Source organism: Arthrobacter sp. NPDC058130, assembly GCF_042884475.1.
GTDB lineage: Bacteria > Actinomycetota > Actinomycetes > Actinomycetales > Micrococcaceae > Arthrobacter.
In genome coordinates, this window is sequence record NZ_JBHVTV010000003.1 from 82,462 (window position 1) to 107,631 (window position 25,170).

Here is a 25,170-nt window from a genome sequence, read left to right on the forward strand (position 1 = left end):
GCCCGGGCGGGATTCCGGCCGGGCGGGGCGGGCCATGGCCGCGGCCGTCTTTGCCGCGGCTGCCGACTAGGCGGCGGGGCATCGGCCGTGGCAATCTTTATCCGTGAGTAATGTAGAAAGCCTCGTGGGCGAATGGCTGCCCCTGCCCGATGTCGCACAGCTTATGAATGTATCTATTACCAAGGTCCATGCACTTCTGGACGAGCGTGCGCTGGCGGCTTTGAGAATCGGCGACCGGCGCATCCGGTCCGTGCCTGCGGCTTTCATCCAGGACGGGCACGCAGTGGAAAGCCTCAAGGGCACCATCGTTGTCCTCTCGGACGCCGGATACTCGGACGAAGAACTGATCAACTGGCTCTTTACCCCGGACGAGTCGCTCCGCGGCCGGCCGATCGACGCCCTCCGGGAAGGGCGTAAGACCGAAATCCGCCGCAGGGCGCAGTCGCTGGCCTGGTAGGAGCACGCCGGCGGCGTCAATAAGCCGGCAGCATCCCTATGGCGTGCCATTGCGGGCCGTGTACAGCGCTTATCGCTGTGCACGGCCCGCTGCGTTTTAATGTGCTGGTTGGCCCGCGTGCGGTCCGGGTTTGGCCCCCGGGCCTGGCCTGGTCCGGGCTAGGCGGCGCGACTGACCGTGGCCTCTGCCAGCCTGCGGAGCGCGGTCTTTGGCAGCTCCTCCAGCGGCAGCAGGTCCAGGGCGGCGAAGGCCGCTTTGCCGAATTCCTCGATGAGTACTTCGGTGGCGTTGAGCGCACCGCAGTCCACGATGATCCGCCGGATCTCCTCGATGTCCCCATCGCTGAGATCGGGGCTGCCCAACTTGGCGTCGATGAATTCCGATTCGGCCGCCGATGCCTGGTCCAGGGCGAAGGCCACCAGGACAGTGCGCTTGCCCTCACGGAGATCGTCCCCGGCAGGTTTGCCGGTGGTGACGGGATCGCCGAAGACGCCAAGGACATCGTCCCGCAGCTGGAATGCCTCGCCGAGCGGCAGCGCAAAGGCGGAATAGCCGCGCAGCAGCTCGTCGCCCGCGCCGGCCAGCGCGCCGCCCAGGGCGAGCGGATGTTCGGTGGAGTACTTGGCCGACTTGAACCGGATGATGGACTGGGCCCGGCTGACTGCCCCGGCGCGGTCCCGCCTGGGCCCGGCGACCTCTTCCAGGATGTCCAGGTACTGCCCGGCCATCACTTCGGCCCGCATGAGGTTGAAGATGAGCCGGGCCGGGCTGCCGGAGGCGGCGCGGTGCCCGATCTCGGTGAAGGATTCCTCGCTGAAGGACAGGCAGAGATCGCCGGTCAGGATGGCCGCCGCGTGGCCGAACCGCTCGCTGTCCAGCGCCCAGCCCTGTGCCTCGTGCAGTTCGATGAACCGGCGGTGGACGCTGGGACCGCCCCGCCGCGTATCCGAGCGGTCAATGATGTCGTCGTGGATCAGGGCCGCGGCCTGGAACAGCTCCAGGGCCGAGCCCGCCGTGACCACCTCGGCCGCGCCGGCCTCGCCGCCGGCGCCCCGCCAGCCCCAGTAGCACATGAGGGCCCGCAGGCGCTTTCCGCCCGTGACCAGGTTTGAGATCGAGCCCATGAGCGGATCGATGTCCTGGGAGATCGAGGACATGACGACCTGGCGGCTGGTCAGGAAATCGGTGAGCTTGCCGGCGACGGCGGCCACGAAGGCCGCCTGCTCGAGCCGCAGCTGTTCGCTGAGGCTCACTTGACGGACTCGGCAGCCACGTTCGCACCAATGGTGAAGGTGGACACGCCTGCAGTCGCCATGACGGAGATGTTCACGGTCTCGTTGTCCCCGCGAAGGAAGTCCTTGGAGGGCACGGCGCCCACGGATTCACCGGGCACGGCCTTGAACCCCTGTGCCTCCAGTCCCTTGGTATAGAAGGCCAGCACATCCGCGGCAGGTGCCGTGATGCTGCCGACCAGTGCCACGGTTGCCGGCACGGTGGTCTTGTCAAAGCTGCTGGACACCACCTTGGCTCCGGGCATGAGCGGCAGGAGTGCCTGCGGGAAGCCGGGAACCAGGGCGCCGACCGTGGCCGAGGTGCCGGGCTCCGCGGAAGGGCTGGGAGGCGCCGTGGTGGAGGACTGCGGAGATGCGGCCGAGCCCGACGCCGACGACGTGGCCGGGCTCCCGCTGCCGGCCGGCGTGCAGGCCGCCAAGGCCAATAACGTGCCCGCCGCCGCAATGGCCGCTGCGGCACGTTTGCGCTGTCCAAATACCTTCACAGGGATTTTCCTCCTGGTGTTGACACGGTGTTGACGCGGAATCAGCCTCCAGTTTAGTCAGTCCCCGGGCATAGGATTGAAGACGTGGGGCCGGACGCAGACAATCAGCAGGGAGCACAGACGAATGCGCACGTCTATCCGCCGCCTCTCCAGCCCGTTGCGCGGCTGAGCGGGGAGGCCCTGCTGGAACTCCGGCGCAGCAGCATCATGCACGTTGATATGGACGCGTTCTTTGTCTCGGTCGAATTGCGCAGCCGCCCCGAACTGAAGGGCAGGCCCGTGATTGTGGGCTATCCGGCGGACCGCTCCGTGGTGCTCTCCGCCTCCTACGAGGCCCGGGCTTTCGGCGTCAGATCGGCGATGCCCATGGTTGTCGCGGCACGCATGTGCCCCCAGGCGGTGATCATCGAGCCCCGCCACAAGCTCTACTACGACGTGTCCGGCCAGATCATGGAAATCTTCGGCTCCATCACCGATCTCGTCGAGCCGCTCAGCGTGGACGAGGCGTTCCTGGACGTTGGGGGAGCCATCCGTCGACTCGGTCCGCCCCGTGAGATTGGTGAACTCATCCGGGCCCGCGTCGTCCGGGAACTGGGAATCACGGCGTCGGTGGGCATTGCCGCCAGCAAGTTTGTGGCCAAGATCGCTTCCACCCGGTGCAAGCCGGATGGGTTGCTGCTGATCACCCCGGAGGAAACCGTTCCGTACCTGCACAGCCTGCCCGTCAGTGCGCTGTGGGGAGTGGGCGGCAAGACCGTGGAAGTGCTTGCCAGGCGGGGCATCCGGACAGTGGCGGACGTCGCCGCCTCGCCCCTGCCCTCGCTGCGGAAGCTGCTGGGGGCCTCGGGGGAGCATGTCTACCGGCTTTCCTGGGGGATCGATCCGCGGCCTGTGACGCCGGTCCGGCTGGAAAAGAGCATTGGAGCCGAGGAGACATTCGCCACTGACACTGCGGATGACGCACTGCTGCACCGTGAGCTGCTGCGTCTTTCGCACCGGACGGCGGAACGCCTCCGCAGCGCCGGCCTGCATGCCCGCACCGTGGCGCTCAAGCTGCGCTACGCCGACTTTTCCACCATCACCCGCAGCCGCACTGTGAGCACCCCGATCGACAGCGCCCAGCTCCTTTACGCGGTGGCCGTCCAGCTCCTGGAATCGGTGGGGGATCGGCCCATGACGGTCCGGCTTGTGGGCATCCGGGCCGAACAGCTGGAAGAGGCTGCGGACGCCCCGCTTCAGCTCAGCCTGGACCGCCGTGACGACAACTGGCGGGCCGCTGAACAAGCCCTCGATGCGGTCACCCGGAAATTCGGCAATAAGTCGGTTTTGCCGGCCCGGCTCCTGGATCCCGGGGCGCCCTCGAACGAGCCCGGATAGGGCTTTGGAGAAAGCCGTGACGTCCCGGGCATCCGGGCACGCGACAGGGCCTTAAGACTGTCTTTCAGAACAGGCCGCAACAATCTATCCTTATTAATACCTAGGTTTAGGACTGCTGGGTCGACCATTCGGGCGACCCCGCCGGCTGAAGACCGGCACGGGACTTCTGAATTGCCCCTTTTCACCAACGGCGGTGAATGGGAACCACTTCGGAATCCCGGGCGTTAGGGGATTAGGGCAATGGCCACGTCACGCCCGGACGTTGGCAGAGATGAGGAGGTCGTGATGCCGCTCTCGGAGCACGAACAGAAGTTGCTGGAGCAACTTGAGAAGCAGCTGCATGAGGACGACCCGAAGTTTGCAAGCTCGATGGGATCCGTCCCCGGGCGTTCTTGGTCCACCCGCCACCTCGTCATCGGCGTACTCGCGACTCTCGCGGGCGTGCTGCTGTTGTTAATCGGGGTGTCGATGCAGAACATCTTCGTTGGAGTCCTCGGTTTTGTGGTGATGGGCGCCGGTGTCTACTTCGCCACAATGCGCAGTTCCGCCGTCGGCAAGGCCCGGGCAGCCGGAGGCCGCAAGCAGGGCAAACCCAGGAGCTCGTTCATGAGCAACCTCGAGCAGCGCTGGGACGAGCGGCACGGGGGCGAATCCTGAACCGCTCCGTCACGGCTCCCTAGGCACTCCACTTCCCGCCACCGGTTCGCCGGGGGACGGCGCGAGACCCGCTTCGGCGGGTCTTTCGCCATTTAAACGGCAATTTCCTGGCAACGGCACACCACCGGAACACGAAACGGGGCAGGAAAAACGCTACGCCGGCGAATTCCAGCCCGCCGGCGCCGCCCTGCCGCGTGCATCGACGACGGCGTGCGAGGCAAGCAGCCAAAAACGCTCCACTTTCCCCCACCAATCCCGTTTGCCTGCAAATGCAGGGAAGAAAGGGGATAAACATCCGCAGATTTGTCTAAACATCCCGGGCGTGTCGTTGACTGTGGAGCGATGTGGAGTAATGTGGAGGGCGTAAGAGGGTAGTGGCAACACAGGGGACGTTGGGCTAACTAGAACAGACAGGCGGTGGGCCGTGTTTCTCGGCACACATTCGCCACGTCTGGACGAAAAAGGTCGAATTATCCTCCCCGCAAAGTTCCGCGAGGAACTTGCCAGCGGGCTGGTTCTCACAAGGGGCCAGGAACGTTGCATCTACGTCTTCAGTGAGGCGGAATTCGGCCGGGTTCACGAGCAGATGCGGGAGGCTCCAATTTCCTCCAAGCAAGCACGTGACTACATCCGTGTTTTCCTCTCTGGAGCCTCGGACGAGGTACCTGACAAGCAGGGGCGCGTGACGATTCCGCCGGCGCTCCGGGAATACGCAGGTCTTGGCCGGGAACTCGCCGTTATTGGCGCAGGATCCCGTGCGGAGATCTGGGACGCCCAGGCTTGGAGTGAGTACCTGGCCGAAAAGGAAACCGCCTTCTCGGAAACCGACGACGCCATCCCGGGGATTCTCTGAACCCCCGCTGAACCACCAGCACACAACGTTCCTTGATCGAGATCTCCAGCCGCCCATCCGGCTGCTGTCCTGGCTCACTTCCCCGGAGTCAGGCCGGCGCAGGGTAGGCGCGGATGGGGATCTGGACCAAGGAACGTTGCTTAAGAGCCACAACCAGCAACGCACCTGGCAAAGCGCAATTAGCAAGGTCAACGAAAGGACGAAGGCATGACTGATCCCGACCCGGCGAAGCCTACGTCCGAACGCCATGTACCGGTCCTCAAGGACCGGTGCATCAATTTGTTGGCCCCTGGATTTGAAGCAGCCCGGAGCCGCGGTGAAACCCCCGTGGTGATCGACGCGACCCTCGGCATGGGCGGCCACTCCGAGGCCCTCCTCCAGCGCTTTCCCGATCTTCACCTCATCGGCATCGACCGCGACGAGGAAGCCCTGGCGCTGGCGGGGGAGCGGCTGGGGCCCTTCGCGAACCGGACCGACCTCGTTCACGCCGTCTACGACGAAATCCCGGACGTGCTCGCGGACCTGGGCTTCACTGAAGTCCACGGCGTGCTCATGGACCTCGGCGTTTCCTCCCTCCAGCTGGACGAGCGGGAACGCGGCTTCGCCTACTCCTTTGACGCACCCCTGGACATGCGGATGGACACCAGCCGCGGACAGACGGCAGCCGACGTCGTCAATAACTACAGCGAAGAAGAACTCGTCCGGATCATCCGGAAATGGGGCGAAGAGAAATTCGCCGGCCGCATCGCGAACAGGATCGTGGCCGCGCGGGCCGAAAAGCCCTTCACGACCACCGGCGAACTCGTCGAACAGATCCGGTCCGTGGTGCCCGCCGGCGCCGCCAAATCCGGTGGCCACCCCGCGAAGCGCACCTTCCAGGCGCTCCGGATTGAGGTCAACGAGGAACTGGACGTCCTGGAGCGGGCCATCCCGGCAGCCATTGAGGCCATCGCCCTCGGCGGCCGCGTGGTGGTCATGTCCTACCACTCCCTGGAAGACAAGATCGTCAAGGGCTTCTTCCAGGCCGGATCGAAGTCCTCGGCCCCGCTTGGCTTCCCGGTCGAGCTCGAGGAGCACAAAGCCGAACTCAAAACCCTGACGAAGGGCACCGAGGTACCCACCGCCGCTGAAATCGCCGAAAACCCCCGCGCAGCTTCCGCCCGGCTGCGCGCCGTCGAACGCATCAAAGCCAGGAGAGCAGCATGAGCACCGCAGCCGTCAACAGCTACCCCGTTGCCCAGGGCGCCACTGCCCGTGCCCTGCCAGGCGTCCGTCCCGGCATCGAACAGACCCGGAAGGCACGCACTCCGCTGTCCGTGGTCCGCTCGGTGCCCCGCAAGCGCCGCGCACCGTTCGTGGTCCTCTGCTTCGGTCTCCTGGCGATCGCCCTCATGGCTGTTCTGGTCCTGAACATTTCCGTCTCCTCCGCCCAGTACCAGCTGGTCCAGCTCCGCAGCGAACAGACCACCCTGACCAAGCAGAACCAGGACCTCACCCAGCAGGTCCAGAATTTCGACGCCCCGCAGAACCTCGCGGCCAAGGCGACGGAACTGGGCATGGTGGCTTCCCTCGCCAAGGGCCAGATCGACCTCTCGACCCTCAGCGTGACCGGCAAGGCCAAGCCGGCCGTCAAGGGCGACGCGCCCGGTGCCGTCATCGCCGCGCCGGCCCTCGCCGGAGCGCTCAACGTCGTCCCGCCGGCGTCGGAGAATGAACCGCTCGCCCAGCGCAAAACGACGGAAACGGACACCCCGCAGGCGGCTGCAGAGCCCGCACCCGCGGCGTCCCCTAAAACCCCCAAGGTCCCGGCCGTGGAGCTCCACGGAGGATCGGTTCCGGCCCCCGCACAGAAGACTCCCGGGCAGTAACGTTCACTGACCACCAGCAAGGCAAGCAGCAAGGACTCACCGTGGCGAAGAACTCCGGCAAGGCAAGCAAGGCGAAAGCCCCAAACGCCACCCGGCGGCTCCGCTGGGGACTCGGCATCATGCTGACACTCCTGCTGGTGGTCGGCGGCAAGCTGTTCATGGTCCAGGGGCTGGACGTCGGGGGCATGGCGGAGGCCGCGCTCAACAACCGGCTCACGCCCACTGTGTTGCCCGCCGAGCGCGGCAGCATCCTCGATTCGTCCGGCACGGTCCTGGCCAGCAGCGTCATCCGCTACAACGTGGTAGTGGACCAGACCGTGAACACCAAGACGGATACCTTCCGCCGGCTCGAAACCGTCAACGGCAAGGACGAGCTGGTCAAGGTCACCCGGGACCAGGGCATCTCCGAACTGGCCGGCGTGCTCGGCATGGACCGCGACGCGCTGCGCCAGGCCCTGACCGGAACCCAGCGGTACTACATCGTGGCGAAGAACCTGAAGCCGGACGTCGAGGACCAGGTGTCGAAGCTGCAGATTCCAGGCATTGTCACCGAAGGCACCAGCAAACGCGTCTACCCCAACGGTTCCGTGGCCGGCGGCATCGTCGGGTTCCTCCAGGACGGCACCACCGGGCAGGCGGGCCTCGAGCAGACCCAGGACGAGATCCTCAAGGGAACGCCGGGCAAACGGGTGTTCGAGATCGGCGCGGACGGGCTGCGAATCCCGGTCGGCGTGGATGAGTTGACGCCGGCGATCAACGGCAAGGACATCAAGCTCACGCTGAACTCGGACCTGCAGTATTTTTCCCAGCAGGCCATCCAAAGCCAGAAGGACAAGCTCGGCGCCGAATGGGGCGTGATCGTGGTCTCGGACGCCAAGACCGGCAACATCATCGCCATGGCGGACACCGACGCCCCGGATCCCAATGATCCCGGTAAGGTTCCCGCCGAAGACCGCGGAGTCCGGGCCGTCACCGCCTCCTACGAGCCCGGGTCGGTGGAGAAGATGATCACGGCCGCTGCCGTGATCCAGGAGGGCAAGTCCAGCGCGCTGGACACCTTCACCATCCCACCGACGTACAGCGTCGACGGGCAGACCTTCAGCGACGCGTTCGAGCACGGCACCGAGCACCGGACGCTGGCCGGAATCGTCGGCTACTCCATGAATACCGGCACTGTCATGGTGGGCCAGCGCCTGAGCAAGGACCAGCGCTACAACTGGCTGCGGAAATTCGGCATCGGCGAGGCCCCCGACATCGGACTCCCGGCCGAATCAAAGGGCATCCTGACCCCAGCCGACCAATGGGACGGCCGGCAGCAGTACACCGTCCTCTTCGGCCAGGGCGTCGCGCAATCCACCCTCCAGACCGTCCGGGCGTACCAGAGCATCGCCAACAATGGCGTGATGCTGCAGCCGCGGCTGATCGACAGCTACATCAGCCCGGACGGAACCGAGGAAAAAGTCCCCGCCAAGGACCCGCAGCAGATCGTTTCCAAGGAGACCGCCCAGCAGGTCCGCGACATCCTGGAGAGCGCCGTCACCGAGGGCGAGATCAAGGAAGCTGCGATCGACGGGTACCGGGTAGGCGCCAAGACAGGCACGTCCGAGTCCCCATGCGACGACGGCAAATCCGGCTTCTGCGGCTACACCGCTTCGATCATCGGAATGGCGCCCATGGACGATCCGCGGTTTATTGTTGAGGTGGTCCTGCAACGGCCCAAGGGAAGCATCTACGGAATCACCAACGGACCGGTGTTCCGTTCGGTGATGAGCCAGACGCTGCGCACGTTCAACGTCCAGCCCTCCACCGGCGAACCCGCCCGGCTGCCGCAGTACGCGAAATAGCGTCTGTTCCACCCGGCGCCCGGAAGTCACCAGCCGGCGCCACCCCCCAGTGCCCTTTGCGCCGGAGCACGCCTTCGTGCGTGCTCCAATCCAATAGGCCCGATCCACTAGCACCACAACGGAGATCCACTTGTCAGAGCTCACCGACCCCGATGCTTCCGCGCCGTCCGGCCACGACTCCACCCCGGGCTTCCGGCCCACTGCGGTTGCCGCGGTGCCGCTGGCAGCCATCGGCGAGGCGATCGGCGTCGCCGTTCCCGGGGCCTCCAGCTCCGTTACCGTCACCGGGATCTCCCTGAACTCCCGGTCGATCCGCCCGGGAGACCTCTACGTGGCCCTGCCGGGTGCCACCAGGCACGGAGCCGACTACGCGTCCCAGGCCATCGAGGCGGGCGCCGTCGCCGTCCTGACGGACGACGCCGGGGCGCGCCTGCTGGCCCTCGCCAATGACATCCCGGTCCCCGTTCTCCTGGCCGGGGAGCCGCGCAGCGTCGTCGGCCGGCTGTCCGCCCTCATCTACCAGAGCCGGCCCGCCGGCGCCGCGGCGCCGGCGCTCTTCGGCGTCACAGGCACCAACGGCAAGACCACCACCACCTACTTCATCAATGCCCTCCTGCAGGCGCTCGGCAAGCGGACCGGGCTGATCGGGACCATTGAGATCCTTGCCGGCGGCGAGCCGATCCCGAGCCTGCTGACCACCCCCGAATCCACCGATGTGCACGCCCTGCTCGCGCTCATGCGCGAACGCGGGCTCGATGCCGCCTCCATGGAGGTCTCCTCCCACGCGGTGTCCTTCCACCGCGTGGACGCCGTCGTGTTTGACGTCGCCGGGTTCACCAACCTCACCCAGGACCATCTGGACCTGCACGGGACCATGGAGGAATACTTCCAGACCAAAGCCCGGCTGTTCACGCCGGAACGCGCCCGCGCCGCCGTGGTGACCGTCGATGATGCCTGGGGCCGGAAGCTCGCGACCGCCGCCGAAATCCCCGTTACAACCCTCGCCACGGCCGGACACCCAAGCAGCGGGAACGGTGACGCCGGCCGGCCCGCCGACGGAACCGCCGCCGGAACTGCCGACCAGGCCGCCGACTGGATCGTGGCCACGACGACTCCACGCGGGCTCGGCTCCGACTTCGTGCTCCGGCACCGCGACGGCGCCGAGCTGCGCGTCCATACCGGCCTGCCGGGAAGCTTCAATGTGGCCAACGCTGCGCTGGCCACGGTGATGGTGCTCGCCGGCGGCCACGAGCCTGCCGCCGTGCAGGCCGCCCTCGACGCGGCAGACCCCTTCACCGTTGCCGTGCCTGGCCGGATGCAGCTGGTGTCCACGGCCCCGGCGGCCGTGGTGGACTTCGCGCACAACCCCGACGCCCTGGAACGTGCCCTCGAAGCCGTCCGGTCCCCGGAACCCGGGTCCAAGGTGATCGTCGTTTTCGGCGCCACCGGACAGCGCGACCAGGGCAAGCGCCCCGCCATGGGGGCCATTGCGGCCCGGCTGGCGGACACCGTGATCATCAGCGACGACGACCCCCACGACGAGGATGCGGCGGCCATCCGCGCGGACGTCCTTGCCGGGGCCCTGGCGGCCAAGGACGACGAAGGCCTGGACTGCACGGTCCTGGAGGTCTTCCCGCGCGAGGCCGCCATCCTGAAGGCCGCAGAGCTTGCCGGAGCAGGGGACACCATCCTGGTGGCCGGCCGGGGCCACGAGGTGTGGCAAGAGGTCAAGGGAGTCAACCTGGCACTGGATGACCGGGTGGAACTCCGGAACGCCTTGACAGCACGGGGATTCACCGTTCTCGAAGACCACCGGATAGAGTCCTAAACCGAGATGATTGCACTTACAGCGGCGGAAATCGCCGACATAACCAACGGCCGGCTCGCCGCGGAACCGGGAATTACGCCCGCCTCCGTGGTGACCGACTCCCGCGAGGCCACGGCGGGTTCCCTCTATGTGGCCAAACCGGGGGAGAACGCTGACGGCCACGACTTCGTGGCCGCAGCCTTTGACCGGGGCGCCGTCCTGGCACTGGTCGAGCGCGAAGTCGCGGACGACGCCGGGACGAACTATCCCGCCGTCGTCGTTGAGGACGCTGTCCTCGCCATGGGCGCGCTGGCCGCCGAAGCCGTCCGCCGGATCCGGGCAAACCGTGAGGCTGCCGGCTCCGCATTCACGGTGATCGGCATTACCGGCTCCGCCGGGAAGACCACCACGAAGGACCTGCTGGCCGGCATCTTCAGCGCCGCCGACGCCGAGGGCGCCACGGTTGCGCCGCAGGGGTCCTACAACGGCGAGATCGGCGTCCCGCTCACCGTTTTCAAAGCCGATTTCGACACTCGCTACCTCGTCATCGAGATGGGCGCCACGGGCATCGGCCACATCCGGTACCTTGCGGACATGGTCCGGCCGGAGATCGGCGTGGTCCTCGGCGTCGGCACCGCCCATGCCGGAGAATTCGGCGGCGTCGAGAACATCGCCGTCGCCAAGGGCGAACTCGTGGAGGCCCTCCCGGCCGGCGGCACCGCCGTGCTGAACCTGGACGACTCCCGCGTCGCCGCGATGGCCGCCAGGACCCGGGCCCGCGTGCTCGGCTACACCTCCCGCCCCGCCGGCCCAGGCCAGGACAACGACGGCCGGACGGATGTGGCCCAAGCCAACGTGGTGAGGGCCGTGGACGTGGAACTGAACGCCGCAGGCCACCCGGAATTTGAGCTCTACCTGCCGGGTGAGACCGCCGGGCACCATATCAGCGCCAAGCTGATCGGTGCCCACCACATTGCCAACCTCCTCGCGGCTGCGGCCGCGGCACACGCGGCCGGCATCCCTGGCGCGCAGATCGCGGCCTCGCTCAGCGCGCAGACCGCCGCCAGCCGCTGGCGGATGGAGCGCACGGAGCGTCCCGACGGCGTGACGGTCATCAACGATGCCTACAACGCCAACCCGGAGTCCATGCGGGCCGCGCTGCGGACACTGGCCGAGCTGGGCCGCGGCCGCCGCACGTGGGCGGTCCTGGGCGCCATGCTGGAGCTGGGCCCGGATTCCATCCGCGAGCACATGGCCGTCGGCACCCAGGTGGTGCGGCTCAACATCTCCCGACTGGTGGTGGTGGGCCGGGAAGCCCGGTCGCTGTATGTCTCCGCCGTCAACGAGGGCTCCTGGGGCGACGAATGTGTTTTCGCGGAGACCGCGGACGAGGCCTACGAGCTTCTCCAGGCCGAGCTCCAGCCCGGCGACCTGGTCCTGTTCAAGTCATCGAACGGCATCGGGCTGCGCCATCTGGGGGATCGGATAGCATTACCTCCACAAGCCCCCCAAGACTCTCCCGAGCGACCTGCTGAGGGAAATGCCGCAACAGCCACCGAAGGGAGTGCACAGCTGTGATTGCACTACTGATGGGCGCTGGAATGGCCCTGTTCCTCGCATTCGTGGGCACGCCCCTTTTCATCCGGTTCCTGGTCCGTAAGGGTTACGGGCAATTCATCCGGGATGATGGGCCCACCTCCCACCACACCAAGCGCGGCACGCCCACCATGGGCGGCACCGTTGTGGTCTTGGCGGTCCTTGTCAGCTATGGGCTCACGCACCTGGTCATGTGGATGATGAATCCGCATTCCCCGGGACCGAGCGCCTCCGGCCTGCTCTTGCTGTTCCTCATGGTGGGTATGGGACTGGTGGGATTCCTCGACGACTTCATCAAGATTTCCAAACAGCGCAGCCTGGGCCTGGACGCCAAGGCCAAGCTGATCCTCCAGGCCGCCGTGGGCATCATTTTCGCCGTGCTGGCGCTGCGGTTTCCCAACGAGGACGGCGTCACCCCGGCTTCCACCCAGATCTCGCTGGTGCGCGATATCCCGTGGCTCAACCTGGCCTTCGCCGGGACCGTACTTGGCGCCATCCTCTTCGTGCTCTGGTCCAATCTGATCATCACCGCCGCGACCAACGGCGTGAACCTCACCGACGGCCTCGACGGCCTCGCTGCCGGCGCCTCCGTCATGGTGTTCGGGGCGTACACACTGATGGGCATCTGGCAAAACAACCAGTCCTGCGGGTCCCCGCGGCAGGCCGGCGGCGGCTGCTACCTGGTCCGCGACCCGCTGGACCTGGCCCTGCTGGCCGCCATCCTCAGCGCCGCCCTGGTCGGGTTCCTGTGGTGGAACACCTCGCCCGCGAAGATCTTCATGGGCGACACCGGGTCCCTGGCCATCGGCGGGGCCGTCGCTGCCTTCGCCATCTTGTCCCGCACCGAACTGCTGCTGGCCTTCATCGGCGGCCTCTTCGTCCTCATCACGCTCTCCGTCATCATCCAGGTGGGCTACTTCAAACTCACTAAGGGCAAACGGTTCTTCAAGATGGCACCGCTGCAGCACCATTTCGAACTCAAAGGCTGGGCCGAAGTCACGGTGGTGGTCCGCTTCTGGATACTGTGCGGATTGTTCGTTGCCGCCGGCCTGGGTATCTTCTACGCCGAATGGGTGGTGCTCCTGTGACCGGACCAATCCCCGCCCCGCTCTCCACCTCACCCCGGCTCCAGAATCTCACCACATGGGACTCCGACTGGTCCGGCCTGCGCGTCGTGGTCACCGGCATCGGCGTCTCGGGCTTCGCCGCCGCCGATACCCTCATTGAACTCGGTGCCCGCGTGGTGGTGGTTGACGCCGCCACCAGCGCCAAGGCACTCGCCCAGGCGGACACGCTCCGGATCGTCGGCGCGGCGGACGTCCTGCTGGGCGAGGACGCCGTGGAGTCCGTTCCGAAGGTCGACGGCCACAAGCCCGACCTGGTGGTAACGTCCCCGGGCTGGCGCCCGGACCAGGCCCTGCTCGCCGCCGCGGCGCGGGCGCACATTCCGGTGTGGGGCGACGTCGAGCTCGCCTGGCGGGTCCGCGAACGCAAGGGCCGCAAGACCGCGGACTGGCTGACCATTACCGGCACCAACGGCAAGACCACCACCGTGGGCCTGACCGAGTCCATGCTCCAGGCCGCCGGGCTGAAGGCGATCGCGGTGGGCAACGTCGGGACCCCCATCCTGGACGCCCTGCGCGACCCCGTGGAGTACGACGCTTTCGCAGTGGAACTCTCCAGTTTCCAGCTGCACTGGAGCCACTCGGTCTCACCGGTGGCCAGCGTGTGCCTGAACGTCGCTGAGGACCACGTGGACTGGCATGGTTCCTATGCCTCCTACCTGGCCGACAAAGCCAAGGTCTACGCGAACACGCAGAAGGCCTGCATCTACAACGCCGAGCAGATCGAGACCGAACGCATGGTCGAGGACGCCGACGTCGTGGAAGGCTGCCGGGCAGTGGGCTTCACCACGCTGACGCCGGCCATCAGCATGCTCGGCGTCGTGGAAGGGCTGCTCGTGGACCGCGCGTTCATCGCCGAACGCAAGGACAGCGCGGCCGAACTCGCCTCGATTGCCGATCTGGGGTCGACGGCTCCACGCCACATGGTGGCGAATGCGCTGGCGGCGGCAGCCCTGGTCCGGGCCTACGGCCTGGAAGCGTCGGCGGTCCGCCAGGGCCTGCTGAACTACCTCCCCGGAGACCACCGGATCCAGCCCGTGGCCCGGCATGGGGGGGTCCTCTGGGTCAACGATTCCAAGGCCACCAACCCGCATGCCGCCGCCGCCGCTTTGTCCGCGTTCCAGGACGTGGTGTGGATCGCCGGCGGCTTGTCCAAGGGTGTGAATTACGACTCCCTGATCCAGGAACACGGCAACCGGCTCAAGGCCGTGGTGCTGATCGGCACGGACTCCAGCGATCTGCAGGCCGCGCTGAAGCGACACGCACCGGATGTCCCCGTGATCGAGGCGGCCAAGGGCGAGACTGAAGACGTGCAGACTGCCGGAACGGCCCAAGCCGACGCAGGCCCCTCGCCAATTTTCGGCGAGACTGTGATGGCACAGGCCGTAGCCTCGGCGGCGCAGCTGGCCGCCTCCGGGGACACTGTGCTGCTGGCTCCGGCGGCTGCTTCCATGGATCAGTTCTCTTCCTATGCTCACCGTGGCGATGCCTTCATCGAAGCTGTCCGCGAGCTCGTGGAAGGGCAGGCTCAGACCAGCGAGGAGTAACAATGGTCAGCACGCCCACACGTACGACGGCGGCACGAGCCGCCGCAGGCGGTGCCACCAGCGGCGGGGCCTCCAGTGCCAAGTCCGCCGGGGGCAGGACCGCCGCGCCGTCGGCGCGCAGGCCTGCCGTCACCCCCGCGGCACGCGTGCGTGCGTGGATCCGCAGATTCTGGTCCGCGCTGGAGGGCACCGGCAAGTCCCGCAACGGATCCACCTACTACCTGATCCTGGGCTCCACGCTGGCCCTGACGGCGATCGGCATCATGATGGTTCTCTCCGCCTCGAGCGTGGAAGCCATCGCAGCCGGCGAGTCGCCGTATTCCGCCGCGCTCAAACAGGGTCTATTCGCCGCGATCGGCGTTTTCGCCATGTTTGTCCTCTCCCGCGTCAATGTCGTCTGGCTGCGGCGAATCGCCTGGGGGGTCATGCTCCTGGCGATCGCGCTGCTGGGCCTGGTCCTCCTTGTCGGGCGCAGCACCCTGGGCAACCAGAACTGGATCGACGTCGGCCCGTTCACCTTCCAGCCCTCCGAAGCTGCCAAGCTTGCCCTGGCGCTCTGGATGGCCACGGTGCTTGACCGCAAGGCCAAGCTGCTCCACGAATGGCGCCACGCGTTCATTCCCGTGGTGTTCCCGGGAGCCTTGGCAGTGCTGGGCCTCATCCTCGCCGGCAACGACCTTGGCACGGCGATGATCGTGATGATCATCGTCGCCGCCGCGCTGTTCTTCGCCGGCGTCAGGCTGTACTTGTTCGGCATTGCCGGCGCCGCCCTGGCGGTCGGCACCATGATCCTTGCCGTCACGAGCCCGAACCGGATGTGCCGCATCCTGTCCTGGACCGGCCAGACCTGCGCCGACGGCTCCGACCTGAACTACCAGTCCACCAACGGTTTGTACGGGCTCGCGTCCGGCGGCTGGTTCGGCGTGGGACTGGGCCAGAGCCGGCAAAAGTACAGCTGGATCCCCGAGGCCCACAACGACTTCATCTTCGCGATCATCGGCGAGGAACTCGGCCTGGTCGGGACGCTGGTTGTCCTGGTCCTCTTCGCCATTCTCGGCACCGCCATCTACCGCGTCGTGGTCGCGCAGCACGATGTCTTCCACCGCGTCCTGGCCGGGGCCATCATGGTCTGGCTGCTGGGACAGGCCAGCGTCAACATGGCCGTGGTCACCGGGCTGGCACCAGTGGTGGGCGTCCCGCTGCCCTTCATCTCCTATGGCGGCTCGGCCCTGCTGATGTCACTGTGTGCAATCGGCGTGGTCCTGTCCCTTGCCCGGGCCCAGATGGACCCGGGCATGCAGCCGAAGAAGATGTTCAGGTTTGGGCCCGCCGCTTTCGCGAATTCCGTCCGGAGAACCCGCGCTGCCCGGGCGGCCGCCAAGGCGTCCAGCCAGTCCGCCGACCGCACGCGTTCGAAGAACTCCGCTCCGAACCCGGCCAGGAAATCACCAGCGAACCCGGCCAAAAACCCCCCAAGCAAGAACCCCGCCAAGAACCGTACGAAAGCGTAAACAGCCCTTCATGAACACCGAGTCGCCTTTGTCCGTGGTCCTTGCCGGTGGCGGAACCGCCGGTCACATCAGCCCGCTGCTGGCCATTGCCGGCGCCCTTCGCCAGTCCCGCCCCGCAGTGCAGCTCCTGGCTGTCGGAACCCCCGGAGGGATGGAAACGCGCCTGGTCCCGGCCGCCGGGCTGGAGCTGGCCACCATCAGCCGGGTCCCGCTCCCGCGCAAGCCTTCCGCGGACCTGCTCCGGCTTCCCGGCCGGATGGCCGGTGCCGTGAAGCAGGCGGGCTCCATCCTGGACGAGGCAGGAGCCGACGTCCTGGTAGGAGTGGGCGGCTATGTGTGCACGCCGATGTACCTCGCGGCCCGGCGCCGGAAAATCCCGATCGTGATCCACGAGGCCAACACCCGCCCCGGCCTGGCCAACCGTGTGGGCGCCCGCCTCGGCGCTCACGTCGCCGTCGCCTTCGCCGCGACCAAACTCGGCCGGGCGCGGCACGTGGGCATGCCGATGCGCCCCGAGATTTCCGGCCTTGACCGCGCGGCCGCCCGGGCAGGCGCACGGCAGGCACTCGGACTGGACCCGGAGAAGCCAACGCTGATCGTCACCGGCGGATCCTCGGGCGCCCAGAGCATCAACCTGTCCCTCGCCGCAGCCGTGGGGGTCCTCGCCGACGCCGGCGTGCAGACGCTGCACATCACCGGCCGCGGCAAGTCCGTGCAGGACGCCGACGGCAAGCCGCTCGCCGCGCAGGGCTACCGGCAGGTGGAGTACGTGGACGGCATGGAGACCGTGTACGCCGCGGCGGACCTGCTGCTGGCGCGCGCCGGCGCCGCCACTGTCTGCGAGGTGGCCGCCGTCGGCGTGCCCACCGTCTTTGTACCCCTCCCGATCGGCAACGGCGAGCAGGCGCTGAACGCCGCCGGCCTTGTCGCCGCAGGCGGTGCCCTGATCGTCGACGACAAGGCCTTCTCCGCCGACTGGATCCGCGAGAACATCATTCCCCTCCTGCTGGACACGGACAGGCTGGCCCGGATGGCCGCCAGCTCCGAACAGCTCGGCATCCGGAACGCGGACCGGCGCATGGCCGATCTCATCCTCGACGTCGCGGCCTCGAAGCAGCCCAGCACCAACCAGCAGCGCCCGACACAGCAGCGCCCGACACAGCACGGCACGAACCCGGACGGCAGGAAGCAGTAGAGCCATGACCCAGCCCCAACAAGGCACACGATCCCTGGAGTCCCTGGGCCGCATTCACTTCATCGGCATCGGCGGCGTCGGCATGTCCGCCGTCGCCCGCATCATGGTGGCTCGCGGCATTCCGGTCAGCGGCTCGGACGCCAAGGACCTGCCCGTCATGGCGGACCTCGCAGCCGCCGGCGCACGGATCGCCGTGGGCTATGGACCCGGCAACCTCGGCGACGCCCAGACCGTGGTGGCCGGCTCAGCGATCCGGCCCGACAATCCCGAGCTCGCTGCCGCCCGCGCCGCCGGGCTCCCGGTGCTGCACCGCTCCGAGGCGCTGGCCGCCACGATGGCGGACGACACCGTGGTGGCAGTCGCCGGAACGCACGGCAAGTCCACCACGACCTCGATGATCACGGTGCTGCTCCAGGGCGCCGGACTTGACCCGTCCTTCGCCATCGGAGCGAACGTCCCGGCCCTGGGCGTCAACGCGGCGCACGGCGCCTCCGGGATCTTCGTCGCGGAGGCGGACGAGTCCGACGGCTCCTTCCTGAACTACCGCCCCACAATCGCCGTCGTGACCAACGTCGAGCCGGACCACCTGGACTTCTACGGCACCGCAGACGCCGTCTACGCCTCCTTCGACAGCTTCACGGCACTGCTCCCGGCGGACGGCGTCCTGGTGGCCTGCGCGGACGACCCCGGAGCGCGGGACCTCGCCGAGCGCACACAGGACCGCGGCAACACCCGCGTGGTCCTGTACGGGACGGCTGCCGACGCCGACATCCGGCTGCACGACGCCGGACCTGGCCAGCTGGGGATCTCGACGGCGGCGGGCACGTTCGGCGTCGAACTCCAGGTTCCCGGCCGGCATAACGCGCTGAACGCCGCCGCGGCCTTCGCCGTGGCGCTCGAACTCGGCGTCGCGCCGGACACCGCAGCAGGGGCACTGGCCCACTTCTCCGGTGCCTCGCGCCGTTTCGAGTTCAAGGGGGAAGGACGCGGCGTCCGCGTCTACGACGACTATGCCCACCACCCCACGGAAGTCCGCGCCGCCTTGTCCGCGGCCAGGGCGGTCGCCGGGCAGCACAAAGTGCACGTACTCTTCCAGCCCCACCTGTTTTCCCGGACCCGCGAATTCGCCCGCGAGTTCGCCGAGGCCCTCAACACGGCTGACACGGCCCTGGTCCTGGATATCTACCCTGCCCGGGAAGACCCCATTCCCGGCGTCACCAGCGCGCTGATCGCCGAGCACCTGGGCTCCGGCGGCAGCCTCGTCGGACCCGGGGGGGAAGCCGTGCAGGCACTGCTGGCGGCCGCCGGACCCGGGGACATCGTGCTCACCGCCGGCGCCGGCGACGTCACGGCTTACGGGCCGCTGATCGTCGACGCCCTGACCGTCGAGGCCGCCGGTGCCTAGCACCAGGCGCCCCACCTACCGGGGCGGATCAAGCGCCTCCGGCTCGAACTCCTCCGGCTCGAAATCCTCCGGTTCCGACTCCTCCGGAGGAAGCTCCCGGCCGCCGTCCGGGGGAGCAGGCACGGATGTCATTTCAGCATCCAAGAACGCCACGGACCCGGCGGGCGGCAACGCGAAGCACGCGCAGCACCTGCAGGGCACACCGGACAGCGTCTCCGGCAACGTGCTGTCCTTCCCCGAGCCCAAGGGCAAGCGCCGCAGGCGCATTGTCCTCAGCACCATAGGCATTGTGGCCGTACTGATGGCGGGGATCGTCGCTGCCGCCATTTACTCGCCCGTGTTGGCCCTGCGGACCGTCTCCGTGGCGGGCACCAAGCTGCTCAACCCGGATCAGGTGCAGGCCGCCCTCGCGCCCCTTCAGGGAAAACCCCTGCCCCAGGTCAGCGAGGAGGAGGTTACCGCCCTGTTGAAGCCGCTGGTCCAGGTCAAGGACGTCAGCGTGACGGCGCTCCCGCCCTCGACGCTGCAGGTGCGCGTCACCGAGCGTATTCCGGTGGCGCTGGTCAAGCAGGGCGAAACCTTCCAGCTCGTGGACGTCGACGGCGTCCAGCTCAGCACCACAACGGATGCCGCCTCCGTTGCGCTCCCGGTGATCGACGGCGGCAGCGGGACGCTGCCGAAGGACTTGTTCCAGGCCATCACGGCGGTGCTGGGAGCACTGCCGGCGGATGTGCTGGCCCGGCTCTCCAACGCCTCCGCCGCCTCCGCCGACGCCGTCGAGCTCAAGCTCGTCGACGGGCAGACGATCGTCTGGGGCAACGCGGGGGAGAAGGAGCTCAAGGCACGCGTCCTTTCGGCCCTCCTGAAGGTCCCGGCCGATCCCAAGAACCCGGTGAAGGTCTACGACGTCAGCGTGCCGCGGCACCCTGTCACGCGCTAGCCGGCGGCACTTCCGCGGCGTTCCGGAACACCGGGCGTTGCGGCCGCCGGGGCACCGATCCGGCAGGGCGGCCCGCGGGACTACATACTGGGGCTATTTGCCCGGTATTCGCGCGACACGCGGCGCCGGTTATTGAATGTCCCCGGCATAGGAAATACCGTCACAGACATGAGTTACTTGACATAACTATAACCTTCAAGTCGAAGGTTAAGGTTCCAGCTTCAAGCAGGACTCGAAATGTTTTCGCATTAGTACACGAACAAGGGACACGTAACGTGGCAGCTCCGCAGAATTACTTGGCCGTCATCAAGGTCGTCGGCATCGGCGGCGGTGGCGTGAACGCAGTCAACCGCATGATCGAGGTCGGTCTTCGCGGCGTCGAATTCATCGCCATCAATACCGACGCGCAGGCGTTGCTGATGAGCGATGCCGACGTCAAGCTCGACGTCGGGCGTGAGCTGACCCGTGGACTCGGTGCTGGCGCGAACCCCGAGGTCGGCCGGCAGGCTGCAGAGGACCACGCCGATGAAATCGAAGAGGTCATCCGCGGCGCAGACATGGTCTTCGTCACCGCCGGCGAGGGTGGCGGAACCGGTACCGGCGGCGCTCCCGTCGTGGCCCGCATTGCCCGTTCCCTTGGCGCCCTGACCATCGGCGTCGTGACGCGTCCCTTCACCTTCGAAGGCCGCCGCCGGGCCGGGTCCGCCGAGGCCGGCATCGACGCCCTGCGCGATGAAGTCGACACCCTGATCGTGATCCCTAACGACCGCCTGCTCTCCATCAGCGACCGCAACGTTTCGGTCCTGGATGCCTTCCGTTCCGCCGACCAGGTCCTGCTCTCCGGTGTGCAGGGCATCACGGACCTCATCACGACCCCCGGCCTGATCAACCTCGACTTCGCCGACGTCAAGTCCGTCATGCAGGGTGCCGGTTCCGCGCTGATGGGCATCGGTTCTGCCCGCGGCGAGGACCGGGCCGTCAAGGCCGCGGAACTGGCCATCGCCTCCCCGCTGCTGGAAGCATCGATCGACGGCGCCCACGGTGTCCTGCTGTCCATCCAGGGCGGCTCGGACCTGGGCCTGTTCGAAATCAACGAGGCGGCCCGCCTGGTCCAGGAAGTCGCCCACCCGGAGGCCAACATCATCTTCGGCGCCGTGATCGATGACGCCCTTGGCGACGAGGCCCGCGTCACCGTCATCGCCGCCGGCTTCGACGACGTCAAGGCCACCTCGCCGTCCATGGACCAGTCCCTGCCGGCTGCGCCGCCGCGGCCCGCGTCCGCCGCGCCCGCTCCGGCGCAGGCTCCGGCCTCCGCACCGGTCCAGCCGCTGCACGCCACGGTGGGTGCCGCCGGCTACGGCGGCTGGGGCCAGCAGCGCCCCTCCGCAGTACCGGCCGACTCTGGCTTCGACGTCGACCTGCCGGCCGTCGTGGAACCGGACCTCTCCGGCCGGCACTCCGATGACCTGGATGTCCCGGACTTCCTCAAGTAAACCCTCCGGCAATCCGCCCGGCTTCAGCATGGCACCGCCGTCCGGCGGTGCCATGCTGCTTTGCGCCGGGTTACGGTGGATTGTATGAACGTAGAGATTCCGGACATGTTGATGGCGGTGTTGTGATTGTTTTTTTGGCGGGCTGAAGTCCGGCCGGGCGTGTGGGTGGCTTTCACCGACGTCGGAGCCGGGAACCTGGCGCTGCATGTTGGCGATGACCCCGACGCGGTCCACCGCCGGCGCGCGGAGCTCGACGCGGCTGCCGGGCTTGACGGCCGGACGTTCCGGTACATGAACCAGGTCCACGGCAACGACGTCGCCACCATTGGTGGGAACACTGCGGCTTTGGACACTGCGGCTTTAGACACTGCGGCTTTAGGCACAGTGACTTTGCGCACGGCGGGGGATGTTCCGGCTGCCCCCACGGCCGACGCCCTGGTCTCCCGGACCGAGCCGCTGGCCGTCCTGGTGGCGGACTGCGTGCCGGTGGTGCTGGTCGGCGAGGACCCGGCCGGGACGCCTGTCCTCGGCGTCGTGCACGCCGGGCGGCCCGGTGTGGCCAACGAAGTGGTGCCGGCCGCGGTGGCACGCCTGCGGGAGCTTGGCGCGGACCGCATCAGCGCCTGGGTGGGGCCCTCGGTCTGCGGTCGCTGCTACGAGGTCCCCGAAGGGCTGCGCGCCGACGTTGCCGCGGCCGTGCCCGCAGCGTGGTGCACGACGTCCACCGGCACCCCGGGGCTGGACCTGCCGGCAGGCGTCCGGAGCCAGCTGGAAGCAGCGGGCGTCGGAGTCGAATACTCCGGGGGCTGCACCCTTGAGGACGAGACCCTGTTCTCCTACCGTCGCAACAGCCACACCGGCCGGTTCGCCGGCCTGGCGTGGACGGACTCGACGCACGCGGATCTGGCGCATGGCGATGACTGAGCCCGTGGCGGGACCCGACAGCCGGCAGGACGCACTGGAGGGCCCCCGGCTGACCCAGCTGGAGGTGAATCTCTCGGCCGTCCGCCGCAGGATCGACGCCGCCGTGGCCGCCGCCGGCCGGCAGGAGACACCGCCGCGCCTGATCGTCGTCACCAAGTTCCACCCGGCGCAGGACATTCGGCGGCTGGCGTCGCTCGGCGTCGCCGATGTCGGGGAAAACCGGGATCAGGAGGCGGCGGAGAAAGCGGCCCAGCTCGAGGACCTGGGCCTGAGCTGGCATTTCATCGGCCAGCTCCAAAGCAAGAAGGCCAAGTCCGTGGTGAAGTACGCGCACGCCGTGCATTCGGTGGACCGCGGGGCACTGGTTGCCGCACTCGCCAAAGCGATGGCAGTCGAAAGTGAACGCACCGGGCGTCCGCCCCTGGACTGCTTCATCCAGGTCAGCCTGGACGAGGACGCCGGGGCGCACCGCGGTGGCGCGGCCCCAGGCGAGGTTCCCGAGCTGGCCGAAGAGCTGGCCGGAGCCGCCGGACTGCGGCTCGCGGGCGTCATGGCGGTTGCCCCACTGGGCGCCGATCCTGCGGCCGCCTTCGAGAAGCTGGCGGCCATTTCCGGGCGGCTGAGCGAACAGTATCCGGACGCCACGGGAATATCCGCCGGCATGAGCCAGGACCTCGAGGAGGCCGTCCGCTTTGGGGCGACACACCTGCGCATTGGCTCCGATATTCTCGGTCCCCGTCCGGCCCTGCGGTAAGTTCGACGTATTGGAATGTAATGGCGGGGGTTCCAAGGCTGTCTAGTCATTAAGCGGCCCGCTTACGGACAAGATTAGGAGTCGACCATGGCTGGCGCTCTGCGCAAGACAATGATCTATCTTGGGCTCGCCGACGGCGACGAACATTACGAGTCTGAGCACCCCACACCGCACAAGGATGAGGACGAATCCATGGAGCACGACCGCGAGGAACGCCGTGCGCCGGCGCCCGTCCGCGAGGTCCCCCGGGAAGAGCCTCAAGCCGCTGAAGAGGAATATCGCGCACCTGTGACACCCATCAAGCGTGCGGCGTCGAGCCGCGAAGAGACCACCGGACTGCGGCAGATCACCACCATCCACCCGCGGTCCTACAACGACGCCAAACTCATCGGCGAAAGCTTTCGCGACGGCATCCCCGTCATCATGAATGTCACCGACATGGGCGAGGCTGACGCCAAGCGCCTCGTGGACTTCTCCGCCGGGCTTGTTTTCGGCCTCCGTGGCAGCATCGAACGGGTGACGAACAAGGTTTTCCTGCTCTCGCCGTCGTACATCGAAGTCATTGGCGATGACAAGAAGGCCAGCGAGACGACGGCAAGTTTCTTCAACCAAAGCTAGGCCCGAATATTCGGTACGGATGCCAGGCGGGGAGACCTGCCTGGCATCCGTGCGGAATTATCCGTGTTGAAATAGAAGTGACACTTTCCTTAGGACACTTCGGTATCCGGAATGAACATGGAGATATGAGTTAGCTCATGGGAATTGTTTTCGGGCTCGTCTATATCGCTCTGTTGCTTTTTTTCGTGGCATTGATCATCCGCCTGGTCTTCGACTGGGTGCAGATGTTTGCCCGAAGCTGGCGGCCGCGCGGGATGGCACTCGTGGCCGCCCATGCTGTGTATTCGGTCACGGACAAGCCCCTCAAGCTGCTCCGCCGGCTCATCCCGCCGCTGCGTCTGGGTGGAATCTCATTGGACATCGGTTTCCTGCTGCTGTTCGTGGCCGTCAGCGTGGCGATGTGGATCGTCAAGGGCCTGGTGTACGCCCAGCCGATCGCGGCGTAAGCTGCCGCCGAACAGCAGGCGACCTGGGCCTGGGCCCGAACTGAAAGAAAACTCCGGTTTGACACTGCGGTGTTGAATTAGAGGAACCAGACCATATTTAGGTACCGTAGTTTTGACGGCCGGAAGGCCTCCTGACTAACTAGACCAACGAGGTGACCAGATGGCTTTGACGCCAGAAGACGTTGTCAACAAGCGCTTTCAGCCGACCAAGTTCCGCGAGGGCTACGACCAGGACGAGGTTGACGACTTCCTGGACGAGATCGTCGTCGAACTTCGGCGCCTGAACCAGGAGAACGACGAGCTGCGCAAGAAGCTCGCCGAATCCGGCGCCGGCACGCCTGCCAGCTCCGCAGCCGCCGCACCCGTGGTGGAAAAGGTCCCGGCGCCCGTCAAGGCCGAGAAGGAAGACACCGCCAAGGCCGAGGCCGAGGCCAAGGCAAAGGCGGCAGCAGAAGCTGCCAAGAAGAAGGAAGCCGAGCAGGCCGCCAAGGCTGCTCAGGCTGCACAGGCAGTCGAACCGGCACGCAACGCCGCCACCCCGGCCTCCGAGTCCGCCGCCGGCCTGCTGGCCATGGCGCAGCAGATGCACGACAAGCACGTCGCCGACGGCGAGCAGCAGCGCGACAAGATCATCGCCGAAGCCCAGATCGAGGCCAGCAGCCTGGTCAACGACGCGCAGGAGAAGTCCCGCAAGATCCTCGGTGCCCTCGAGCAGCAGCGCTCCGTCCTGGAACGCAAGGTTGAGCAGCTTCGCGGCTTCGAGCGTGACTACCGGTCGCGCCTGAAGGCCTACATCGAAGGCCAGCTCCGTGACCTGGATGCCCGCGGCTCCGTCGCGGCCCCTGAAGTTGGCGAAGCCAGCTAGGGAATTAACCAAGTATTCTGAAAGCCGGTGGCTGGGGACTCCTCGGCCGCCGGCTTTTTCGTTTTCCCTCACTGTATTTTCCCGCACTATGCCGCCACCGGGTCCGCCGGCC

At 67.2% G+C, this 25,170-nt stretch carries 23 protein-coding genes; 21 read left to right on the forward strand and 2 right to left on the reverse strand.

The features are described from left to right. Positions 1–103 precede the first annotated feature (103 nt). On the forward strand, positions 104–457 hold the full coding sequence (locus ACFVTM_RS08055; RefSeq protein ID WP_390202896.1) for an Rv2175c family DNA-binding protein: 354 nt from the start codon (positions 104–106) through the stop codon (positions 455–457). Positions 458–615: 158 nt separating this feature from the next. On the opposite strand, the gene ACFVTM_RS08060 is transcribed toward ACFVTM_RS08055, so the two are convergent. After that, positions 616–1,710 carry a polyprenyl synthetase family protein gene (locus ACFVTM_RS08060; protein ID WP_390202897.1) on the reverse strand — a complete coding sequence of 365 codons (1,095 nt, stop codon included), beginning with the start codon at positions 1,708–1,710 and terminating at the stop codon, positions 616–618. After that, positions 1,707–2,234, reverse strand: a complete 528-nt coding sequence (locus ACFVTM_RS08065; RefSeq protein WP_390202898.1) for a hypothetical protein — start codon at positions 2,232–2,234, stop codon at positions 1,707–1,709. Before ACFVTM_RS08065 ends, ACFVTM_RS08060 begins: the two co-directional genes overlap by 4 nt. A gap of 84 nt (positions 2,235–2,318) precedes the next feature. On the opposite strand from ACFVTM_RS08065, the gene dinB reads away from it, so the two are divergent. The 20 genes from dinB to ACFVTM_RS08165 all read left to right on the forward strand — a co-directional run bounded on the left by dinB (position 2,319) and on the right by ACFVTM_RS08165 (position 25,058). Then, complete coding sequence (gene dinB, locus ACFVTM_RS08070) at positions 2,319–3,611, forward strand: DNA polymerase IV (protein ID WP_390202899.1); 1,293 nt, start codon at positions 2,319–2,321, stop codon at positions 3,609–3,611. 285 nt (positions 3,612–3,896) lie between these two features. Beyond that, complete coding sequence (locus ACFVTM_RS08075) at positions 3,897–4,268, forward strand: DUF3040 domain-containing protein (RefSeq protein WP_390202900.1); 372 nt, start codon at positions 3,897–3,899, stop codon at positions 4,266–4,268. Positions 4,269–4,692: 424 nt separating this feature from the next. Then, on the forward strand, positions 4,693–5,121 hold the full coding sequence (mraZ, locus tag ACFVTM_RS08080) for a division/cell wall cluster transcriptional repressor MraZ (protein ID WP_090956633.1): 429 nt from the start codon (positions 4,693–4,695) through the stop codon (positions 5,119–5,121). A gap of 207 nt (positions 5,122–5,328) precedes the next feature. After that, on the forward strand, positions 5,329–6,327 hold the full coding sequence (rsmH, locus tag ACFVTM_RS08085; RefSeq protein WP_390202901.1) for a 16S rRNA (cytosine(1402)-N(4))-methyltransferase RsmH: 999 nt from the start codon (positions 5,329–5,331) through the stop codon (positions 6,325–6,327). Continuing rightward, the gene (locus ACFVTM_RS08090; protein WP_390202902.1) at positions 6,324–6,989 is read left to right on the forward strand and encodes a hypothetical protein; all 666 of its coding nucleotides are present in this window, start codon (positions 6,324–6,326) and stop codon (positions 6,987–6,989) included. The genes rsmH and ACFVTM_RS08090 overlap by 4 nt, the downstream gene beginning before the upstream one ends. A 41-nt stretch (positions 6,990–7,030) precedes the next feature. Further along, positions 7,031–8,833 carry a peptidoglycan D,D-transpeptidase FtsI family protein gene (locus tag ACFVTM_RS08095; RefSeq protein ID WP_390202903.1) on the forward strand — a complete coding sequence of 601 codons (1,803 nt, stop codon included), beginning with the start codon at positions 7,031–7,033 and terminating at the stop codon, positions 8,831–8,833. A gap of 130 nt (positions 8,834–8,963) precedes the next feature. Next, the gene (locus ACFVTM_RS08100) at positions 8,964–10,661 is read left to right on the forward strand and encodes a UDP-N-acetylmuramoyl-L-alanyl-D-glutamate--2,6-diaminopimelate ligase (RefSeq protein WP_390202904.1); all 1,698 of its coding nucleotides are present in this window, start codon (positions 8,964–8,966) and stop codon (positions 10,659–10,661) included. A 6-nt stretch (positions 10,662–10,667) separates the two neighbouring features. After that, on the forward strand, positions 10,668–12,218 hold the full coding sequence (gene murF, locus ACFVTM_RS08105) for a UDP-N-acetylmuramoyl-tripeptide--D-alanyl-D-alanine ligase (RefSeq protein ID WP_390202906.1): 1,551 nt from the start codon (positions 10,668–10,670) through the stop codon (positions 12,216–12,218). After that, on the forward strand, positions 12,215–13,324 hold the full coding sequence (mraY, locus tag ACFVTM_RS08110) for a phospho-N-acetylmuramoyl-pentapeptide-transferase (RefSeq protein ID WP_390202907.1): 1,110 nt from the start codon (positions 12,215–12,217) through the stop codon (positions 13,322–13,324). The genes murF and mraY overlap by 4 nt, the downstream gene beginning before the upstream one ends. Then, complete coding sequence (gene murD, locus ACFVTM_RS08115) at positions 13,306–14,907, forward strand: UDP-N-acetylmuramoyl-L-alanine--D-glutamate ligase (RefSeq protein WP_390202908.1); 1,602 nt, start codon at positions 13,306–13,308, stop codon at positions 14,905–14,907. The genes mraY and murD overlap by 19 nt, the downstream gene beginning before the upstream one ends. 2 nt (positions 14,908–14,909) lie before the next feature. After that, complete coding sequence (gene ftsW, locus ACFVTM_RS08120) at positions 14,910–16,418, forward strand: putative lipid II flippase FtsW (protein WP_390202909.1); 1,509 nt, start codon at positions 14,910–14,912, stop codon at positions 16,416–16,418. A 10-nt stretch (positions 16,419–16,428) separates the two neighbouring features. Beyond that, entirely contained in the window at positions 16,429–17,613 is a 1,185-nt protein-coding gene (murG, locus tag ACFVTM_RS08125; RefSeq protein ID WP_390202910.1) for an undecaprenyldiphospho-muramoylpentapeptide beta-N-acetylglucosaminyltransferase, read from the forward strand. Positions 17,614–17,617: 4 nt separating this feature from the next. After that, on the forward strand, positions 17,618–19,018 hold the full coding sequence (gene murC / locus ACFVTM_RS08130; RefSeq protein ID WP_390202911.1) for a UDP-N-acetylmuramate--L-alanine ligase: 1,401 nt from the start codon (positions 17,618–17,620) through the stop codon (positions 19,016–19,018). Beyond that, positions 19,011–19,958, forward strand: a complete 948-nt coding sequence (locus tag ACFVTM_RS08135; protein ID WP_390202912.1) for a cell division protein FtsQ/DivIB — start codon at positions 19,011–19,013, stop codon at positions 19,956–19,958. Before murC ends, ACFVTM_RS08135 begins: the two co-directional genes overlap by 8 nt. Before the next feature lie 275 nt (positions 19,959–20,233). Next, the gene (ftsZ, locus tag ACFVTM_RS08140; protein ID WP_390202913.1) at positions 20,234–21,451 is read left to right on the forward strand and encodes a cell division protein FtsZ; all 1,218 of its coding nucleotides are present in this window, start codon (positions 20,234–20,236) and stop codon (positions 21,449–21,451) included. A gap of 126 nt (positions 21,452–21,577) precedes the next feature. Continuing rightward, positions 21,578–22,375, forward strand: coding sequence for a polyphenol oxidase family protein (locus ACFVTM_RS08145; protein ID WP_390202914.1), 798 nt, complete (start codon positions 21,578–21,580; stop codon positions 22,373–22,375). Continuing rightward, entirely contained in the window at positions 22,368–23,129 is a 762-nt protein-coding gene (locus ACFVTM_RS08150; protein WP_390202915.1) for a YggS family pyridoxal phosphate-dependent enzyme, read from the forward strand. Before ACFVTM_RS08145 ends, ACFVTM_RS08150 begins: the two co-directional genes overlap by 8 nt. An 87-nt stretch (positions 23,130–23,216) precedes the next feature. Continuing rightward, the gene (locus ACFVTM_RS08155; RefSeq protein ID WP_390202916.1) at positions 23,217–23,747 is read left to right on the forward strand and encodes a cell division protein SepF; all 531 of its coding nucleotides are present in this window, start codon (positions 23,217–23,219) and stop codon (positions 23,745–23,747) included. Between the two features lie 137 nt (positions 23,748–23,884). Further along, on the forward strand, positions 23,885–24,193 hold the full coding sequence (locus tag ACFVTM_RS08160; protein ID WP_390202917.1) for a YggT family protein: 309 nt from the start codon (positions 23,885–23,887) through the stop codon (positions 24,191–24,193). A 160-nt stretch (positions 24,194–24,353) separates the two neighbouring features. Beyond that, positions 24,354–25,058, forward strand: a complete 705-nt coding sequence (locus ACFVTM_RS08165) for a DivIVA domain-containing protein (protein ID WP_390202918.1) — start codon at positions 24,354–24,356, stop codon at positions 25,056–25,058. The last annotated feature ends 112 nt before the right edge of the window (positions 25,059–25,170 follow it).

Coding starts and splice junctions, on each gene's coding strand:
- ACFVTM_RS08075 (WP_390202900.1), top strand. CDS start 3,897: ATGCCGCTCTCGGAGCACGAACAGAAGTTGCTGGAGCAACTTGAGAAG.
- rsmH (WP_390202901.1), top strand. CDS start 5,329: ATGACTGATCCCGACCCGGCGAAGCCTACGTCCGAACGCCATGTACCG.
- ACFVTM_RS08090 (WP_390202902.1), top strand. CDS start 6,324: ATGAGCACCGCAGCCGTCAACAGCTACCCCGTTGCCCAGGGCGCCACT.
- murF (WP_390202906.1), top strand. CDS start 10,668: ATGATTGCACTTACAGCGGCGGAAATCGCCGACATAACCAACGGCCGG.
- murD (WP_390202908.1), top strand. CDS start 13,306: ATGGGTGGTGCTCCTGTGACCGGACCAATCCCCGCCCCGCTCTCCACC.
- ftsW (WP_390202909.1), top strand. CDS start 14,910: ATGGTCAGCACGCCCACACGTACGACGGCGGCACGAGCCGCCGCAGGC.
- murG (WP_390202910.1), top strand. CDS start 16,429: ATGAACACCGAGTCGCCTTTGTCCGTGGTCCTTGCCGGTGGCGGAACC.
- murC (WP_390202911.1), top strand. CDS start 17,618: ATGACCCAGCCCCAACAAGGCACACGATCCCTGGAGTCCCTGGGCCGC.
- ACFVTM_RS08150 (WP_390202915.1), top strand. CDS start 22,368: ATGACTGAGCCCGTGGCGGGACCCGACAGCCGGCAGGACGCACTGGAG.
- ACFVTM_RS08155 (WP_390202916.1), top strand. CDS start 23,217: ATGGCTGGCGCTCTGCGCAAGACAATGATCTATCTTGGGCTCGCCGAC.
- ACFVTM_RS08160 (WP_390202917.1), top strand. CDS start 23,885: ATGGGAATTGTTTTCGGGCTCGTCTATATCGCTCTGTTGCTTTTTTTC.
- ACFVTM_RS08165 (WP_390202918.1), top strand. CDS start 24,354: ATGGCTTTGACGCCAGAAGACGTTGTCAACAAGCGCTTTCAGCCGACC.